This window comes from Pseudomonas marincola, from assembly GCF_900116605.1.
Taxonomy (GTDB): domain Bacteria; phylum Pseudomonadota; class Gammaproteobacteria; order Pseudomonadales; family Pseudomonadaceae; genus Aquipseudomonas; species Aquipseudomonas marincola.
On record NZ_FPBC01000014.1, the window covers coordinates 20520 to 36832 of the forward strand.

The 16313-nt window shown below is 56.8% G+C and carries 15 protein-coding genes; 6 read left to right on the forward strand and 9 right to left on the reverse strand.

Going from position 1 to position 16313, the window contains the following annotated elements:
- Positions 1-91 precede the first annotated feature (91 nt).
- Both BM395_RS18765 and BM395_RS18770 read right to left on the reverse strand, forming a co-directional pair.
- The gene (locus BM395_RS18765; RefSeq protein WP_078451698.1) at positions 92-1168 is read right to left on the reverse strand and encodes a DUF2955 domain-containing protein; all 1077 of its coding nucleotides are present in this window, start codon (positions 1166-1168) and stop codon (positions 92-94) included.
- Positions 1158-2219, reverse strand: a complete 1062-nt coding sequence (locus BM395_RS18770; protein WP_023663266.1) for an HlyD family secretion protein — start codon at positions 2217-2219, stop codon at positions 1158-1160. The genes BM395_RS18765 and BM395_RS18770 overlap by 11 nt, the downstream gene beginning before the upstream one ends.
- A gap of 147 nt (positions 2220-2366) precedes the next feature.
- On the opposite strand from BM395_RS18770, the gene BM395_RS18775 reads away from it, so the two are divergent.
- Together BM395_RS18775 and BM395_RS18780 are read left to right on the forward strand one after the other, a co-directional pair.
- A complete protein-coding gene (locus BM395_RS18775) occupies positions 2367-3302 on the forward strand; it encodes a LysR family transcriptional regulator (protein WP_023629250.1) in 936 nt (311 codons plus the stop codon).
- 156 nt (positions 3303-3458) lie between these two features.
- Positions 3459-3686 carry a DUF2790 domain-containing protein gene (locus BM395_RS18780; RefSeq protein WP_023629249.1) on the forward strand — a complete coding sequence of 76 codons (228 nt, stop codon included), beginning with the start codon at positions 3459-3461 and terminating at the stop codon, positions 3684-3686.
- Between the two features lie 73 nt (positions 3687-3759).
- Here the strand turns inward: BM395_RS18780 and BM395_RS18785 are convergent, their stop codons facing one another.
- Both BM395_RS18785 and BM395_RS23670 read right to left on the reverse strand, forming a co-directional pair.
- Entirely contained in the window at positions 3760-4662 is a 903-nt protein-coding gene (locus BM395_RS18785; RefSeq protein ID WP_023629248.1) for a LysR family transcriptional regulator, read from the reverse strand.
- 67 nt (positions 4663-4729) lie between these two features.
- The gene (locus BM395_RS23670; protein ID WP_244529018.1) at positions 4730-4873 is read right to left on the reverse strand and encodes a hypothetical protein; all 144 of its coding nucleotides are present in this window, start codon (positions 4871-4873) and stop codon (positions 4730-4732) included.
- Between BM395_RS23670 and salA the strand changes: the two genes are divergently transcribed.
- Positions 4808-6079, forward strand: a complete 1272-nt coding sequence (gene salA / locus BM395_RS18790; RefSeq protein ID WP_244529015.1) for a salicylate 1-monooxygenase — start codon at positions 4808-4810, stop codon at positions 6077-6079. The genes BM395_RS23670 and salA overlap by 66 nt on opposite strands.
- Positions 6080-6152: 73 nt before the next feature.
- Positions 6153-7499 carry an MFS transporter gene (locus BM395_RS18795; protein ID WP_023629719.1) on the forward strand — a complete coding sequence of 449 codons (1347 nt, stop codon included), beginning with the start codon at positions 6153-6155 and terminating at the stop codon, positions 7497-7499.
- Positions 7500-8277: 778 nt separating this feature from the next.
- Here BM395_RS18795 and BM395_RS18800 read toward each other — a convergent pair.
- Both BM395_RS18800 and BM395_RS18805 read right to left on the reverse strand, forming a co-directional pair.
- Positions 8278-9570, reverse strand: coding sequence for a tyrosine-type recombinase/integrase (locus BM395_RS18800; RefSeq protein ID WP_028688854.1), 1293 nt, complete (start codon positions 9568-9570; stop codon positions 8278-8280).
- A 277-nt stretch (positions 9571-9847) separates the two neighbouring features.
- Positions 9848-10462 (reverse strand): hypothetical protein, encoded by a 615-nt coding sequence (locus BM395_RS18805; RefSeq protein ID WP_090514774.1) that lies wholly within the window; start codon positions 10460-10462, stop codon positions 9848-9850.
- 318 nt (positions 10463-10780) lie between these two features.
- Between BM395_RS18805 and BM395_RS18810 the strand changes: the two genes are divergently transcribed.
- Complete coding sequence (locus BM395_RS18810; RefSeq protein WP_090514777.1) at positions 10781-11809, forward strand: IS30 family transposase; 1029 nt, start codon at positions 10781-10783, stop codon at positions 11807-11809.
- Positions 11810-12617: 808 nt separating this feature from the next.
- On the opposite strand, the gene BM395_RS18815 is transcribed toward BM395_RS18810, so the two are convergent.
- A complete protein-coding gene (locus BM395_RS18815) occupies positions 12618-13514 on the reverse strand; it encodes a DNA-binding protein (protein WP_090514779.1) in 897 nt (298 codons plus the stop codon).
- Between BM395_RS18815 and BM395_RS18820 the strand changes: the two genes are divergently transcribed.
- Complete coding sequence (locus BM395_RS18820; RefSeq protein WP_244529016.1) at positions 13507-13686, forward strand: antitoxin Xre/MbcA/ParS toxin-binding domain-containing protein; 180 nt, start codon at positions 13507-13509, stop codon at positions 13684-13686. The genes BM395_RS18815 and BM395_RS18820 overlap by 8 nt on opposite strands.
- A 593-nt stretch (positions 13687-14279) precedes the next feature.
- Here BM395_RS18820 and BM395_RS18825 read toward each other — a convergent pair.
- Positions 14280-15320, reverse strand: a complete 1041-nt coding sequence (locus BM395_RS18825) for a 3-ketosteroid-9-alpha-monooxygenase, oxygenase component (RefSeq protein WP_090514782.1) — start codon at positions 15318-15320, stop codon at positions 14280-14282.
- 167 nt (positions 15321-15487) lie between these two features.
- Positions 15488-16312, reverse strand: a complete 825-nt coding sequence (locus tag BM395_RS18830; RefSeq protein WP_090514785.1) for an SDR family NAD(P)-dependent oxidoreductase — start codon at positions 16310-16312, stop codon at positions 15488-15490.
- Position 16313: the final 1 nt, after the last annotated feature.

Here is a 16313-nt window from a genome sequence, read left to right on the forward strand (position 1 = left end):
CAAATTGTAGCGGTGCGCGGTCGCCGGCTTTGTGTACGAGCAGGAAAAACGCGCGCTGATCTGACAATCGCCGTGGCCGCAGCTGTTGGCTTCAATGGCTGCTGTGGCGAGTAGTGACAAAGCGGTTGAGCAAGCGGTGCACCATGAACACGACGAACAGGGTCAACAGCACCGAGACACACACCGAACTCAGCCGGTAGAGGGTCGCAAATATGATGTCGTGGCTGGGCGTAAGCGACTGGCCGAACAGGATGGCCAGGGTGGTCAAAGCGCCGAAGCCGACGCCGGGCACCCCCTTTTCCAGCATGTGCCAGCGCGCGCAGACCATGGCGGCGATCCATAGCAGCAGGGCGACCAGCGGCAGTAGGTCGTGGTGATCATAGAGCAGCAGCATGATCAGCAGGGCAATCACGCAGCCGAGCAGGGTGCCATGCGCACGGGTACGGCCGGCGAAGCGTGAGCCGTTCCAGTGCATGGGAAACAACAGCAGGATGCTGGCGACCTGAGCCGACAGCGAGTCCTGCAGATCCAGGCACTGGAATACGCTGAACGACAGCGTCGCCACCGTTGCCCCGAGCAGTGCCTCGTGGCGCCGACTGGCGCGGTCTTTGGGCGGCGGCGTGCGTGCGGGGCGCGGCTCGCAGTCGGGAAACAGGTAGAACATCAGCACGGCGATCGCTGCGGCCAGCACGATGGCCAGGCCATTGCTCCCAAGCATGGCGATGACGTCGGTGTGCGGGTAGCTGGCGAAGTTCAGCTGGATCGACAGAAATACTGCGCCGAGGGCGCCGAACAGGAAGTTCGGGCCGCTGGCCATCAGCGCGAAACGGTAGAGAAACAGCAAGAACACCAGCGGAATCATCAGCAGCGGTCGGCCGCCGAACAGACCGTAGAGCAACGCGACCTCCAGGCTGACGACCAGTCCCTGGGTGAAGAACTGGCGCATCAGGTGGGCAGTCAGGCGCGGCACCAGGCCGAGCAGTAGCATCGGATAGACGCAGAAGAAGGCACCGTACTGCAGGTCGAACAGCTTGCACAGGACAAAGGCCAGACTGCCGCCAGTGGCGATGCGCAGACACTGGCGCAGGTCGTTCTTGCCCAGTGACAAACGGGGCGCTGTGGCCCTTTCGGCAAGTGTGTGTGCCGCCGCGGAGGGTTCAGTAGACATAGTGCAACCAACTGATCAGGCGGATCTGCAGCGTAGCGGCGAGGTTCACCAGCGGGTTGTCGAAGGGCTTCAGCTGAACCGTGGCCTTAGCCCCGGTGGGCAGCAGGAACGGCAGCTCTTCATCGAGTGCCAGGTGCACGCGTTGTCGTTGCGCGTCGCGAACCCAGCGCTCGGATTGCGCGGGCGTTGCCAGCTCGCCGTTGGCATCGATCTGGCCTTCCCGGACTCCGGCGTCGAAATGACTGACCCGGGCGCTGAACAGCTCGCCTGGACGGGCGTCGAATACGACCACGGCTGGGGTGTCGACGCCGATGTAGCGCAGGGACTTCTCGCGGAAGTCGGCGATGATGTCCAGGCGGTCCTCGACCAGAGCGGCCACCGGCGTTCCTGCCGCGACGAAGGTGCCGGGGGTGAGCTGCAGGTTGCTGAGCACGCCGCCACGTTCGGCGCGAACCTCGCTGTAGTCCCGCTGCAGGTGCGCCCGGAGCAGTGCATTGCGGGCTTGGCGTAGCCGTAGATTGGCACCGTCGGCGCCGCCGCGACGGGCCTGCAGTTCACGGACTCTGGCCTGCGCCGTACGCAGTTGGGCCTGGGCCATCAGATGCTGCGCTTCGGCCGCATCGTAGGCCTGGCGCGAGACATGCTGGCGTTCGAGCAGGCGCGACAGGCGTAGGGCCTGAGCGCCCGACTCGTTCGACTTGGCTTGGGCCGCGCTGACCTCGGCACGGGCGGCGGCCAGCAGGGCATCGAGTTCAGTGTTGTCCTGGTGTGCCTGTTCGAGCGCCAACTCGGCCCGCTGCACCTCCAGCTCGAATGGCTGCGGATCGAGGCGAAACAGTAACTGGCCAGGTTGTACGTACTGGTTATTGCTCACCGCCAGCTCACTGACCTGGCCTGCGACCCGCGGCGCGACCTTCAGTACCGGTCGGGTCAACTGCGCCTGTGGTGTCAACGGCATGCTCAGGTCGGCGGTTAGGAAGTAGATGAAGCAACAGGCTAGGGCCGAGATAGCGATTTGAACCCAGCGGGCAAATCGTTGATCGGGAGTCATGAATACCTCGGTTAAGCAAAGCGTCGGGGGACGGGCGCACGCTGGAAAGTCCGGGCCGGCCCGCGAAGGCGGCAGTATATTTCCCATGCTTTCATGCAAAAATAGCCGTCTTATGCAAAGAACACTTACTAAATAGGTAACAGTCAGATGGATGTTTTTCAGGCAATGCGGGTGTTTACTCGCGTGGTGGACGCGGGCACCTTCACGGCTGCTGCACAGACGCTGGGCTTGTCCACCGCGCAGGTGTCGCGGCAGGTGTCCGAACTCGAAAGTCATCTGCAGGCACGCCTACTGCAACGTACCACCCGCCGGCTGGGGCTGACCGAGGTAGGCAGCCGTTACCTGGAGCGCTGTCGGCATATTCTCAGCGAGCTGGAAGACGCTGGCGCCGAGGCCGGTGGTGCCTACCTGATGCCCAGGGGGCGCCTGCGGGTGCACGCGATCACCGGTTTGGGCACCCATCTACTTGCACCCTTGGCCGCCCGCTATAGCGAGCTCTACCCGGAAGTGAACCTTGAGCTGACGCTCTCCCAGCGCCACCCTGACCTGCTCGAGGAGGGGCAGGATGTGGTCATTACTCTGGCCCGGGAGTTGCCCGACTCCGAACTGGTCGCTCAACTGCTCGGCACTACCTACAGCGTGGTCTGTGCGGCGCCGAGCTACCTGGGGCAGCACGGTATTCCGATGACTCTCGACGAGCTGAGCCAGCATCGCTGCCTGCGCCTGCTCGACCCGGTTTTTGGCGACAGCTGGACCTTTACCGACAACGGCGTCGAGCGGGCGATCCGTCTGGGAGAAACATTTCAGGTCAACGTCGCCGAGGCGATGGCCCAGGCGGCAGGAGAGGGTATGGGTATTTGCGTACTGCCGGACCTGATAGCGGCCAAGGCCTTCGCACAGGGCCGACTGGTACGCCTGCTGGCCGAACATCGCCTGCACGAGCGGGGTATCTATGCGCTGTACCCGTCGCGGCGCTTTCTCGATGCCAAGGTGAGAACCTGGGTGGAGTTCCTCAAGGAGCAATTACCCCTGGTATTCCGCGGTAATCGAACCCTGGTGGAAAACCCCACCTATTGGGCGTGACCCTGGGAGCAAACCGGTGTGGCCAGGGTTGATGCCCTGTCGCTTAGCGCTCTTCGATTATTACGCTAAAGGCAAAACTACCTTGCCTGGAGTTCGCTGTTTCTTGCCGGAACCACTCCTTAAGCTGATGCTCATCGAGTCATTACGAGGTGCAGCATGAAAGCAAGATACTGGATGATCGGCGTGACACTTGTCGCTCAGTGGGCAGTCGCCGACGATGCGCAGCCATACCATTATGGCCAGGCCATGGATGTCGCCAGGGTCATTTCGATCGAGATGCCTCAGGGCTGTGAGGTGGGCGAGGCGACCATGGTCTATGAGGATTCACACGGCGAGATCCATACCCTGGTGTATCTGCGCCAGGGCGAGAGCTGCGTGTATTGAGTCCGTCGCAGGACTCGGCAGTCAGCCCGATCCCTCATGGCAGGCAATGGGCTGTCAGGCACTTCGGGCGCCGTCAGTCCGCAAATAGCTCGAACATCAGTTGCCTGAGCCAGCGGTTGGCGGAGTCTCGGTGATACTTGGCGTGCCAGAACAGGTTGATATCGATTTCCGGTAGCTGCACGGGGTGGGGCAGGGCCACCAAACCGAAGGGCTGGACGCAGCACTCGGCAAAGCGCTCGGGTACCGTGGCCAGCAGATCGGTGCGCTGGAGAATATGGCCCACAGCGACGAAGTGCGGCACTTCGAGACGGATGTCCCGCTCTATCCCCAGACGCGCCATGTGTGCGTCCACTTCGCCGTGGCCGGTGGTGGCGGCGATGACCCGCACATGACCGTGAGCGCAGAAGCGCTCCAGCGTGAGCGGCTCGCTGGTGACGGGGTGGTCCTTGCGACACATGCATACGTAACGATGATGGAACAGACGGCGAGTGAAGAAGCCTGCCTGCAGGTGTGGCAGCAGGCCTACGGCGAGGTCGACGGTGCCGCTCTGCAGCGCCTCGATCAGGGATACGGAGGTGTTGCGCACGGTACTGATGCGGCAGCCTGGTGCCAGGCGGGAGAGGGCATCCATCAGGCGCGGGGTGAAGTAGATTTCACCGATATCGGTCATCGCGATGGTGAAGGTGCGTTCGCTGGTTAGCGGGTCGAAACTGTCTTGGCGACTCAGCGCCTCGCGCAGGGTATGGATGGCCAGCGACACTGGCTCAGCAAGTTGCTGGGCGTAGGGGGTAGGCTCCATACCCTGATAGGTACGCACGAACAGGTCGTCCTGCAGGGCTGTACGCAGGCGCCTGAGGGCGTTGCTCACGGTGGGCTGGGTCAGACCCAGGCTTTCCGCGGCGGTGGAGACGCGGCGGTCGATCAGCAACTGGTTGAACACCACTAGCAGGTTCAGATCCAGGTCGCGCAGGTCCATGGTCTGCCTCATAGGTTGGTAGGAATATTCAGGTTTGAAATAGTTTGTATGCAGGCTGCGGTATTTATCAATATTTCTCGTGCGCCCATGATGACTTCACTCCAACAACAACATCATGGGTACAAACATGATCACCAAGCCTGCCCTGCGTATCGGCATCATCGGCGGCGGTATTTCCGGCGTCGCCCTGGCACTGGATCTGTGCCGCCATTCCCATCTCGACGTCCAGCTCTTCGAATCCGCACCGGCCTTCGGTGAGGTGGGAGCGGGCGTTTCCTTCGGTGCTAACGCGGTGCGAGCCATTGCCGGTCTCGGCATTGCAGAGCCTTACGCCCAGGTTGCCGATCGCACCCCCGAGCCCTGGCAGGACGTGTGGTTCGAATGGCGCCGCAGCGTCGACGCCGGTTACATTGGCGCGAGCGTGGCTCCTGGCGTGGGGCAGTCTTCGGTGCACCGGGCGGATTTCCTCGACGTGCTCGCCAGCCGACTGCCGGAGGGCATTGCCCGATTCAATAAGCGCGCCGTGGGCGTGGAGCAGCACGGCGATGAGGCCTGTGTGCGCTTTACCGACGGTAGTGAATATCGCGGTGACTTGCTGATCGCCGCCGATGGCATCAAATCGGCTATTCGTGGCCATGTCCTCGAGGGTATCGGGGCCCCGCCCGCCGTGCCGCGCTTCAGTGGTACCTGCGCCTACCGTGGCATGATCGATAGCCTGCACCTGCGCGAGGCCTACCGTGCCGCTGGCGTTGACGAGCACTTGGTGGACGTGCCGCAGATGTACCTGGGCCTGGATGGCCACATCCTTACCTTTCCGGTTAAGCGGGGGCGCATCATCAACGTGGTGGCCTTCGTATCTGACCGCAGTCAGCCCGCGCCCACCTGGCCCGAGAATTCGCCCTGGGTTCGTCAGGCCAGCCAGCGTGAGATGCTCGACGCCTTCGTCGGCTGGGGCGATGCTGCGCGAATCCTGCTGGAGTGCATTCCCTCGCCAACCTACTGGGCTCTGCACGACCTCGCCGAGCTACCTGGTTATGTCCACGGCCGTGTGGCGCTGATCGGCGATGCCGCCCACGCGATGCTGCCGCACCAGGGCGCCGGGGCAGGGCAGGGGCTCGAGGACGCCTACTTCCTCGCCCGCCTGCTGGGAGATGTTCAGGTGAGTCGCGGCAACCTCGATGAGTTGCTGGCTGCCTACGACGCCTTGCGCCGCCCGCGTGCCTGCCGCGTGCAGCGTACCTCCTGGGAAGCCGGTGAACTTTACGAACTGCGTGACCCGGCAGTGGGTGATGACAAACAGGCGCTGGGAGCTACCTTGGCTAGCCGCTTCGACTGGTTGTGGAACCACGACCTCGACGCTGACGTGCGAGATGCCCGCGCTCGACTAGGTTGGACAGCCCTGAGCCACTGCGCCTAGTTGCGCGTCGTTCTACCGGAATCGGCCTCGATGCCGGTTCCGGCTCTATAACAATGACAAGAAGAGCTATGCCATGCGTGATATCGACGTTTCCGCCCTGCTTGACGGGGCCCGCTTCAATACCTTTCACGGGCGCGTGCTGTTCTGGTGCGCGCTGATCATTATCTTCGATGGCTATGATCTGGTTATCTACGGCGTGGTGCTGCCGTCGCTGATGCAAGCCTGGAACCTCTCTGCGCTGCAGGCCGGTCTGCTAGGCAGCTGCGCATTGGTGGGCATGATGCTCGGTGCACTGTTCTTCGGCCCACTGTCGGACCGGATCGGGCGCCGCAAGACCATCATGACCTGTGTGGTCCTGTTCAGCGGTTTTACCGTGATCAACGGATTCGCGCGCACTCCCGAGGAGTTTGCCATTTGCCGCTTTTTCGCCGGGCTTGGTATCGGTGGGGTGATGCCCAATGTGGTGGCGCTGATGAACGAGTACGCGCCGAAGAAAATCCGCAGCACCCTGGTGGCGATCATGTTCAGCGGTTACTCGGTGGGGGGCATGCTCTCTGCGGGTCTGGGCATGGCGTTGATGCCCAGCTGGGGCTGGCAATCGGTGTTCTTCGTGGCGGTTGTACCGCTGCTGGTGCTGCCGTTGCTGGTGCGCCAGCTGCCGGAGTCGTTGAACTTCCTGCTGCGCCAGGGGGAGGTCGAACGCGCCAAAGAGCTGCTGGCCAGGGCAGAGCCCGACTACGTGCCCAAAATGCACGACCGGCTCAATCTGGCAAAGGGGCAGGCGGGCAAGGTGGCCATCTCCCAGTTGTTCCAGGATGGTCGCGCACTGAAAACGCTGATGCTCTGGGTGGCCTTCTTCTGCTGCCTGCTGATGGTCTACGCCCTGAGTTCCTGGCTGCCGAAGCTTATGAACGCTGCCGGCTACGGCCTCAACTCCAGCCTGGCGTTCCTGCTGGTGCTGAACTTCGGCGCCATCTTCGGGGCAATCGGCGGCGGCTGGCTGGGAGATCGCATAGGCCTGGGTCGGGTACTCCTGGCGTTCTTCGCCACCGGTGCGCTGTCGCTGAGTCTATTGGCGCTGAAGTCACCGCTGCCGGTGCTCTACCTGCTGATCGGCGTGGCCGGGGCCTGCACTATCGGTACGCAGATCCTCGCCAATGCCTGCGCCGTGCAATTTTACCCCGCGCATATCCGCTCCACTGGTCTGGGCTGGGCGATGGGAATTGGCCGTATTGGCGCCATCATCGGCCCGTTGCTGGGCGGAGCTTTGCACGCCGCGCAACTGCCGTTGCAGGCGAGCTTTCTGGCGTTCGCGCTGCCGGGGCTGGTGGGCGCCGCCGCCATTATGGGTTTTCTCTGGCACCGGCCGGGTCAGGTCTGCACGCTGATGGAGAAACCTCTGGAATCGACTGCCGGCTGATCCACTGCTATCAGGAACTGAGCACCGCACCCATGTCGGGTGTGGTGCTCTGGTTGACCGCTCGCAACCGGCATATGGAACCACCATGGTCTCGGCTGCTATAGATGCCGATCCGCTGTGCGTAGTCGGATCCTAGGCTAGGCGTTGGATCATGAGAAAGCCTTGAGACTCGAAGCGGCTGCCAACTCGATGGTTAGCAGGTGCTGAGGCGCCGGTCATCACATCCATACTTTTCAATGAACGTGACGGTTGCGCTGCACGTAGCCGTACTGACAGATCTTGAGCAGATTAGCCGGATCATAATCAGGACGCCCCGTACGATGAGACCGGGCCTTGTCGAACCCCAACGCCTGAAGATCGCAGCCTGCGAAATGGGTGGGTGAAGTCCTGCACGGGATTATCAAAGCACAGAGAGTCATCGCTGCCGGCCACCAGTTCTTCACTGCCGCGAACATCGAGAGGCTGGTACATCTCGGAGCCAAGTACAGCACGAAGGCTGCAATGATCGACGATCTTCGAGACGGTCGCTGAAGACCAGTAAGACCAAGACCTCAGCGATTTCGGACGCATCTCCCGTGATGACTTTTTCAATGACGACGGAAGCGCGACCTCCTGATTTCTTGCTGGCGCAGAAACGCGCCAGCAAGCAGATGGCATGTCCGCGAGTCGAGGTCGAGCATGCGCTGGTTGCATAACTCACCCATCACCTGAGCCAAGGAAAATTTTCTCGTTCTCAAGCTATGCGCGATGGCTAAACAAGTGTGTGTTTAATGGGCGTCTAACGTCTGATTGGAAGGCTTTTCACCGAGTGTGCCCGTTGTTCGTCCAGCGAGTTGTAGTACGTATTTTGGGTAGTGCTGAGACTATTGTGACGAAGGTCAGCCTGGAGGTCCTTCATCTCTCGATATGGTGCATCAAAGGTTGCGGAGGTGTGGCGTAACCAATGCAGTGAAGCTGAACGCAACTGGTCTATTTCGTCATCGCTCCAGCCTTCCTCAGCCATACGCCCCATAGCGCGATCAAATAGCCCTTGGAGCAGCAGGCGAATATGTCGATCAGATAGCCCACCACGCCCCTTCAGGGAACTGATCAACGGTGTTTTCTCGTGGGCAGATGGCTGGGGGGAGAGCTGTAAATGCTGGCGATAGCGTATCAGGTAGTTCTGGATGTATTCGTCGCGGATGCTGATCTTGGCGGCCTTGTTGCCTTTGCCCACCACATGAAACCACCAGTTGCCCATGCTATCGCGGCGGATGTCGCCCATGGTAGGCGTCCAGTTGTCACGCCCGACCAGATCGGAGACTCGCAGGTACATGGAGAACAGAGTCGCAACGATGAACAGAGTGCGTTCGTGTGTCGGGTCGGTCGCGGCCATCTGCTCGGCAGTCTCGATCACGTAGCTCCACTGCAGCGGAGTCAGGGAACGTGACGCCACATCCAAGGTGTTGCGTTGCTTGTAGATGGATTTCTGTTTTACCGCCCGGAAGGGGTTCACCTCGGTGAGACCCTCATCAATCGCGTGTTGGAAGAAGCTGCCGCAGACTGCGAATACCTGAGCCACCGATCCCTGGGACAAGCGGTAGGGACGGGAGGGAAGGGCGGCAACGGCCTCTTCGGCAATCTTGCGTTCGCGCTTGGCCACAGTGTGACTGAAAGGTCGCCATTGCAAATTGACGATGTAGGTGTCCGTGTCGAGCTTCTTGCGACCACCCACGCGCAGGAAGCGGGACTTTACGACCGGACCTATCCAGTCGGCGGGCGGGTTGAGGCAGAACTCCATGAAGGCCTCGGCGTCCCGGCGACGCAGTTCAACAAGGGGCTTGACAGCCACCAGTAGGGACCAGAGCAGCAGCCGCTCGACGTGGGTTCGATAGGAGTTGAACGTGGCTTCGTTGCCGGCGTAGGACTTCAGAAATCCCCGAACGGCGCGATAGCCCTCGACGGCCTGGAGCTCATCGGCACAACCATGGAGGAAGTCCCGAACCGCTGGAAGCTCGCCATTGAGGTGAAGAAAGTTGAGTTCGTGGAAGCGATCAAAGGTCTCGAAAAGCGGCTGGGGATGCTGCGACATGAAGTGGTTCAACCTGGGCGAATGCGTCTATATCGGTCTTTCAGCGTAGTATAGAGCAATATCCGGGTCTGGTGATTATCGGATATTGCTTAGATTTCTCCGATCAATCCTCGCTGTCCTTCTTAAAATCTGTAACCCCATGATCCTTACAAATAATACGTTTAATAACATGCAGTTACGATTGGAGTCGGATTTTTAAATGGGAGAAATGAGTCTGCCGGGCGTCCCGCCAGAGAAGCTTATAGGCCAGGAATTTAAGCTAGCGGGGAACGCTCTATCAACCATAATACCTTCCATAGGTATAAGCCAAGCTGAAAATGCCTAGATATTTCTGCAACTCGGCAGGGCGGAAGCTTTGCGCACGAATCTTTGCGCCGCTTTCTTTCAAAAAACGCATACTGCCACCAAGCAGGATATTCCAGTGCTCACCGCCTTTGTCTGTAGAAGTAATGCTTGCATGAGCTTTCATAAGCGCTTCTTTAACAATGCTTCGTATTTGTCGCACGGAAAGACCGGGGCGCCCGTGACTAGCCTCCAAGATAGGGATTTCTTCGTTCTGCTCTGGGAACGGGGGTAGTCCTCGGCTTTTTCGATAGCGTCTCAAGTAGGGCAGGAACTCTGGAGTGACTTCAACTTTCCTTAGCAGCCGACCTGGCGCCTCTAGTATCAACCACCATCTGGCATCGTCTAGAACAAAGCAATTCATGCATGGGCAGTAGTTATCAGCATTTGCAAGGTCTGCAGCATGCAAACACATAAGAGTCGTTGCTGCTATTATAAAAAGAGCACGCTCACCAGCAGGATCACCCAGCGCATGAAATTCTAGCGCTTGCAGAACCTGACCTAATTGCTCGGAAGTTAAATATCGTTCCACAGGGTAAGTAGCGCGCATTCCTCTTCCATAGAAAGTTCGTGATGATATAGCTGGATTTATCGCTATCACATCTTCCTCGCAGAGAAAACCATAAAATGAACTACAAACGCTACGAATGAAACGCAAGGTTTCCACTTTAGGGCTGCGCGCCCCTACATCTTTAGATGCTCGAATATTGAAAGGCCGCCATGATTCATTGAAAACCGAATTACCATCGACTTGAGCGAATCTAGCGGTTGTAGAAAATCCAACCCAATTTGAAGGTGGCATCTTGCAAAAAGGGCGGCCGCTAAAACTGAGTGCAACACCTGACCTTTCCGGTACGGTGCTGTCCCTATGTCATATTCTGAACTCAGCGTTGAAGAGCGCGCCACTATTCAAATTGGTCATTCCCAAGGTTTCAGTTTGCGCAAGATTGCTCATCTGATAAATCGATCGCCGTCGACCATTAGTCGAGAGGTACGGCGTAACCGAAGTGTCTGCGGCAGCTACTCAGCCCGTGTAGCTCAACAACAAATGCAGACTCGCCGCCAGGTTTGTCGACCCAGGCGAAAGCTGTTGTTGGGGAGCGAGCGCTTCGAGTTGGTGGCCCACATGCTGCGTGAGCGTTTGTCTCCCGAGCAAATTGCCGGCAAGCTGCGTAGCATGAACATACCCAATCTCAGAGATGCCTACGTCTGTCGCGAGACGATCTATAACGCGATCTATGCCTTGCCAGTTGGCGAGCTGCGTAAGGAACTGATCATCTGTCTGCGCCAAAGCAAGACGACGCGCAGACCACGCTCTGGCGGCGTGGATCGGCGCGGTCAGATCCCAGAGATGGTCAGCATTCATGTGCGCCCGCCGGAGATCGAAGACCGGCTGATGCCGGGGCATTGGGAAGGAGATCTGATCAAGGGTAAGGCCAACGCCTCGTCTGTAGGCACGTTGGTGGAACGCACCAGCGGCTACCTGATGCTGGTGAAAATGAATGACGCGACGGCGACCTCGGCGATGGAGGGCTTCAGTGCAGCGCTCAATGGCATGCCGCTGGTGATGCGCAAGAGCATGACCTACGACCAGGGGCGAGAGATGGCGCGGCATGCCGAGATCACCCAGAGAACCGGTGTGGCGATATTCTTCTGCGACCCCCACAGCCCCTGGCAGCGCGGCAGCAATGAAAACATCAACGGTTTAATTCGTCAGTACTTGCCCAAGGGCGCAGACCTGTCGGTACACAGCCAGGAAGAGCTGGATGCCATCGCCTTGCAACTGAACATGCGCCCGCGGAAACGCTTCGACTTCAAATGCCCGATCGAAGTCATGGGCGAGGTGATGCAGGCTGCCATGGCTATGCAGCATGATGCTCCGGCTTCAATTCAATAATCGTGTTGCACTCAGCTCCTGCAACCGCCAAGTAATAAAATTCGTAAACGTCTCTTTATCTAGTGTCAGTACAGTTTTTTCGGCGACAATCCAGCTCCATAGGAGCAAACGTTCAACGAATGTTCGGTAATTATTAAAGGTTCCAAGCGGGTGACTATGATATGCAAGAAAGCGGATAGCGCATTTTAAGTCCGTTTCTACATCAAGATTAGCGGAGAGACTACTGAGGAAGGCTTCGATGCAGGGGTAGCGAGCGTAGTACAGCCCGAGATCGAGAGACATACTTTCGGGACCAGCAAGGACAGGCCGAGGGTCTATGACTTTTGACATTGACGATCCCATTGGTCTAAAAGGAAGTCACGAGTACTCTTGAAAAATAGCACAGTATTTAGTCTTCTTTTTAGGCTTTTTAAACAGGCAAAAGCCTCATCAGGATTCTCCTTTTTTAACCGTTAACGAGGGGGGGCAAGGGAAACCTTGACAGCGGAGAATGCTGCATCTCACTGATATCTTGGTATTTTTTTTAATCAGTCATTTTCTACTTTTTCATCAGGCGTCACAGCTGAGCACCTAAATTGCAACACTCCTGAAACGGCACTCACTTAACATAATATACATTATGCGTAGTCACAGGTATTACATTCAAAGCATCCCCTCATGCAATTGCCCACTGTCGCTGATCTTTAAAAACGAGAAAATCCCCTTTAAAAGAAATAATCAATTAAAATCAATAACTTGGAGGCTAAATCGCGAATATTTTTACTCGTTACAGTTTTTAAGGTGCTAGATGGTCTTCGTTTACTCTGATTTAAAGCCTCGGAGGTGTAGGTTTGCCAGCAATTGCTCGCTTTCCACGCTTCAACTCTCTTACTTTCCATTTGTCTTTGCGATCAGTAAGCTCGTTGAGGCGTATATCCTTTTTCTGTATCAACTCAATGAAAAGTCGTCTTTCGTCGCCCATCTCAGCAATAGTTTTCTTTGCTGAATAGAGGTCCTCGTTAACCGAGGACAACTCACCGGAAAGTTCGCCAGCCTTATTTGTTGAGGCGATGAGCCGTTCGTTAAGCTTGACGTTCTCGGTTCGCATGCGGTCAATCAATTCATCGTGTGTCATCTGTAGAGATTCAAGCTTTGCGCTGAACATCTCTTCGGTATGACGTAACTGCTGGCGTACAGATATTACGTCACGCTCAGAATTGCTTAGTCGGGCTTTGAGATCAGTTACTACCAGGTTGGCTGAATCGAGTTTCTCTCTAACCTCAGCAAGTTCTATTCGCCTATCATTATGCGCATGATGTTCGGCCTCGAACATTGCTTTGGCGTTAGTGATCTCAGCAGACAGCCTATCTTTCTCGGCTTTTTGGTTGGCTTTCTGCTCAGCGATCGTTTGAGCAAGGTTTTGTGCTATCTGCGTTTTCTCTAAAATCGCTTCATCGCATCGCGCCTGCATAATACTAATTTCTGAGTCAACCATCTGCTTAAGCTGATTGTGCAGCTCCAGCACGGTGCTAGCCAGCTTGCCGTTTACGCTACCAAGCTCTCCCCACACATCCCCTTCTTCTACCTCTAGTTCTTTGAGGAAGCGATGGATTGTAGTCATCGAGCCAGATCCAATTTGGTCCCGGACAGCCTGTGCAGACGGATAGATTCCATAAATTCGTTTGAGCCGCGAGCTGATGGAGCGCATATCCCATTTGATGGGCATCCACAGGTCGCTTGCAATTATTTTTAGTACCCAAGGGGATGCTGTGTATCAGTGGATCAGCAAGCCAAACAGTGCTGCGCCGTTTAATGGGCAGAGTGCGCTACAGTTTATGCTGTCTGGTAAGGTAATCGCGCTGTCTGATGTTCGTCGCTACCTAGAAGGGATTCACTAACGAATAGGGATTTCTTCTTGTGAAAGCCTGAGGGTGAGTTCCCGTCTGTTCAGACTATCACGCCCATGCTGGTCTTAGTGTTAAAGCAGCTTAGCGACCCAGTTCCGCACAGTCGCACGATCTAAAAAAGAGCAGAAAACACCTTGCCTATTCATGTATGGCCATACTGAGTTGTCCACCGTCCCTTACAGGCGGCTTCGATTGCCCCGGCACCCGATGGCCAGGTGACGCCGTATCGGGATGACGGGATCCCGCAAGAGACTCCAGGAAAATGGTCTGAGTCTCACCTGGATACCACCTCAATAAGCGAGCCGCCGGCAATAGACGACTACATTTGTGTAGTGGCGAATGATCGATCGCTCGTGTCGCGCTTTATTGATCTCGCCCTGCTCATCAGTGAAGTCCAGATGATCGAAGATTTGCGTAAGTGGCTCGTGCTTTCGTCAGATACTTTATAAGCGATCGTCAACACTTTCCTAAAAGTGTATGTGCCAAGGCTCCCTCCCTGCTAGATAGACTGCCTCCCACGCATAAGCAAAGGTTGGGAAATCTATCGGCGCAGGAGGAGTCTATAGGTACCAGGTACAGATTTATCAGCGCTCGTCGACGGTTACAAACTCACGCAACTCTTTATGCATTGCCGGAACTTCGGCTTCATCCATGAAGAACTGCTGATACCACTCGCGCAATTGGTAGATCGGACCGTCGCCTGCAGCCAGTACAGGGTTATCGACCCGACGTTTATGAGCCCAAATGTCAACGTCCTGATAGAACGAGTTGCGGTTTTGCTGGACGTAATCCAAGGCCAATTGTTGATTCTGCTCTTCAGTCCATCCAGGAATCTTCTTTACCAACACGCCGAATCGCAACTGAAACTGGTTAGGACCAATAGGTACATGGCAATTGAGCAAAATACTCTCGACCGTCAGCCCATCATAAACGGCCTTCATTCGTGTGAAGTGGGTAGCGGGACCGTAATACGCAGAGTCGGCTACCAGATCACCGCCAAGCCGCTCGGAATCTCCGCAGAACATCTGCGTGCCAATATGTCCATGAAAGGTATTACGGAAATATTTGGTTGGGGTGCCATGCACTGGGCCGAAGTGCTGAGCATCCACAAGGTTATCGACTAATTCACGCGGGTTGGTATCAATGATCATCAGATCCATGTGCCAGTCATGATCCCAATCTTCACTTTCAAACTCAGGTAAGTGAGGAATCTCGATCCCTTCTGCAGGCGGATTACCTTCCGGGTTGTTCCATACGAATAGCAGCCCGTTAACTTCACTGCTTAACCACTTCCGTGTTTTTGCTTTTGGCGGAATGCGCTTGCAGTAAGGAATATCAGTGCATCGGCCGCTGGCATCGAATGACCAGTGGTGGAATGCGCAGACAACTTTTCCGTCAATCAACTCCCCTTGCGACAAGTCAGCGCCCATGTGCGGACAATAGGCATCAAGAATGCTGATGACACCATCGGGCGCGGCAAATGCCAATAGACGAGTGCCAAGAATATTCAGTGTATGCAGCTTGCCATCGCGGTATTCCTTGGCCTCGCCTACACAGTGCCAACCACGCGCATAGCGATGCTCGGCAGCTTCGACGACGGGTTTTATGTCGATCAACTGATTCATTTTGTGATCCTTACTGAGCATTTTTATAATTGTTCACTTCGGTTGAGTTCTGCCTGTTGCCCGACGCATAGGGCGCACTAAGGCAGATATCTACCCGGAGGAACCGAGACCGATGCCCTTCATATTGGTGTTACTGAACGAGACGTTCATCCTTCACTTGGACTATGTCAGGGCGTTACGAGCTGATGTTCAGCAGCAAATGGCTGTGCATTTATCGTGCGACTCTGCTGCTCACCAGCACAGTCCTGAGTCGCCAACCAGAGCATGACCGCTGCTGGTAGTTCTGGCGGGGCTGAACCTGCACCAAGGGCACGAATGCCGGCATCTCCGATTGTGGCCTGCAAAGCTTCAGTCGTGACCACACCCGGGTTGACTGTGTAAGCGCGAATACCCTGGTGGCCAAGCTCAACTTTAAGCACACCAGACAAACGCGAAACCGCGGCTTTGCCTGCGGCATAAGCGTAACCCCAGCCACCTTGAGCCGCAGAAATTGGAGGGTTTCTTTCACCTGCTCCAGACGTGACGTTGATGATTACACCGCCACCTTGCTCTGCCATTGCCTGCGCAATACGCCGGCTGAGAACAAATGGAGAGATCAGGTAGGCCTGCGCTACACGCTGGAGCGTTTCAATCTGCAATTGAGCCAAGCCCGAGTTCAGGTCACGACCCTGATATACAGCGTTATTGACCAGCACATCGATACGCCCAGCTTCAGTCAGCGCTTGTTCTGCAGCGAGCTCTACCGAAACTATATCGAGCAAATCCAGGTTTATGCACCATGCACGTCTGCCGAGGGCACGTATCTCAGCAGCCACACTGTCGAGACTCCCCGGCAGCGGATTGCCATCAAGGCCCTGTAATCTGTGTTCAGAGTAGGCACTTGTGTGACGACGGCCTGCTAGCACCACATCAAATCCGTGGGCCGCAAAAGCCAGCGCGGTAGTACGGCCGATACCACGGCTGGCACCCGTAATCATGGCGACGTTAGTCATT

Excerpts from the sequence above, each read along its gene's own strand:
- BM395_RS18770 (WP_023663266.1), bottom strand. The coding sequence starts at position 2,219 with ATGACTCCCGATCAACGATTTGCCCGCTGGGTTCAAATCGCTATCTCG.
- BM395_RS18775 (WP_023629250.1), top strand. The coding sequence starts at position 2,367 with ATGGATGTTTTTCAGGCAATGCGGGTGTTTACTCGCGTGGTGGACGCG.
- BM395_RS18830 (WP_090514785.1), bottom strand. The coding sequence starts at position 16,312 with ATGACTAACGTCGCCATGATTACGGGTGCCAGCCGTGGTATCGGCCGT.
- BM395_RS18765 (WP_078451698.1), bottom strand. The coding sequence starts at position 1,168 with ATGTCTACTGAACCCTCCGCGGCGGCACACACACTTGCCGAAAGGGCC.
- BM395_RS18820 (WP_244529016.1), top strand. The coding sequence starts at position 13,507 with ATGGGCATCCACAGGTCGCTTGCAATTATTTTTAGTACCCAAGGGGAT.
- BM395_RS18800 (WP_028688854.1), bottom strand. The coding sequence starts at position 9,570 with ATGTCGCAGCATCCCCAGCCGCTTTTCGAGACCTTTGATCGCTTCCAC.
- BM395_RS18785 (WP_023629248.1), bottom strand. The coding sequence starts at position 4,662 with ATGGACCTGCGCGACCTGGATCTGAACCTGCTAGTGGTGTTCAACCAG.
- BM395_RS18795 (WP_023629719.1), top strand. The coding sequence starts at position 6,153 with ATGCGTGATATCGACGTTTCCGCCCTGCTTGACGGGGCCCGCTTCAAT.
- BM395_RS23670 (WP_244529018.1), bottom strand. The coding sequence starts at position 4,873 with ATGGCGGCACAGATCCAGTGCCAGGGCGACGCCGGAAATACCGCCGCC.
- BM395_RS18810 (WP_090514777.1), top strand. The coding sequence starts at position 10,781 with ATGTCATATTCTGAACTCAGCGTTGAAGAGCGCGCCACTATTCAAATT.
- BM395_RS18780 (WP_023629249.1), top strand. The coding sequence starts at position 3,459 with ATGAAAGCAAGATACTGGATGATCGGCGTGACACTTGTCGCTCAGTGG.
- BM395_RS18825 (WP_090514782.1), bottom strand. The coding sequence starts at position 15,320 with ATGAATCAGTTGATCGACATAAAACCCGTCGTCGAAGCTGCCGAGCAT.
- BM395_RS18815 (WP_090514779.1), bottom strand. The coding sequence starts at position 13,514 with ATGCCCATCAAATGGGATATGCGCTCCATCAGCTCGCGGCTCAAACGA.
- BM395_RS18805 (WP_090514774.1), bottom strand. The coding sequence starts at position 10,462 with ATGCGCGCTACTTACCCTGTGGAACGATATTTAACTTCCGAGCAATTA.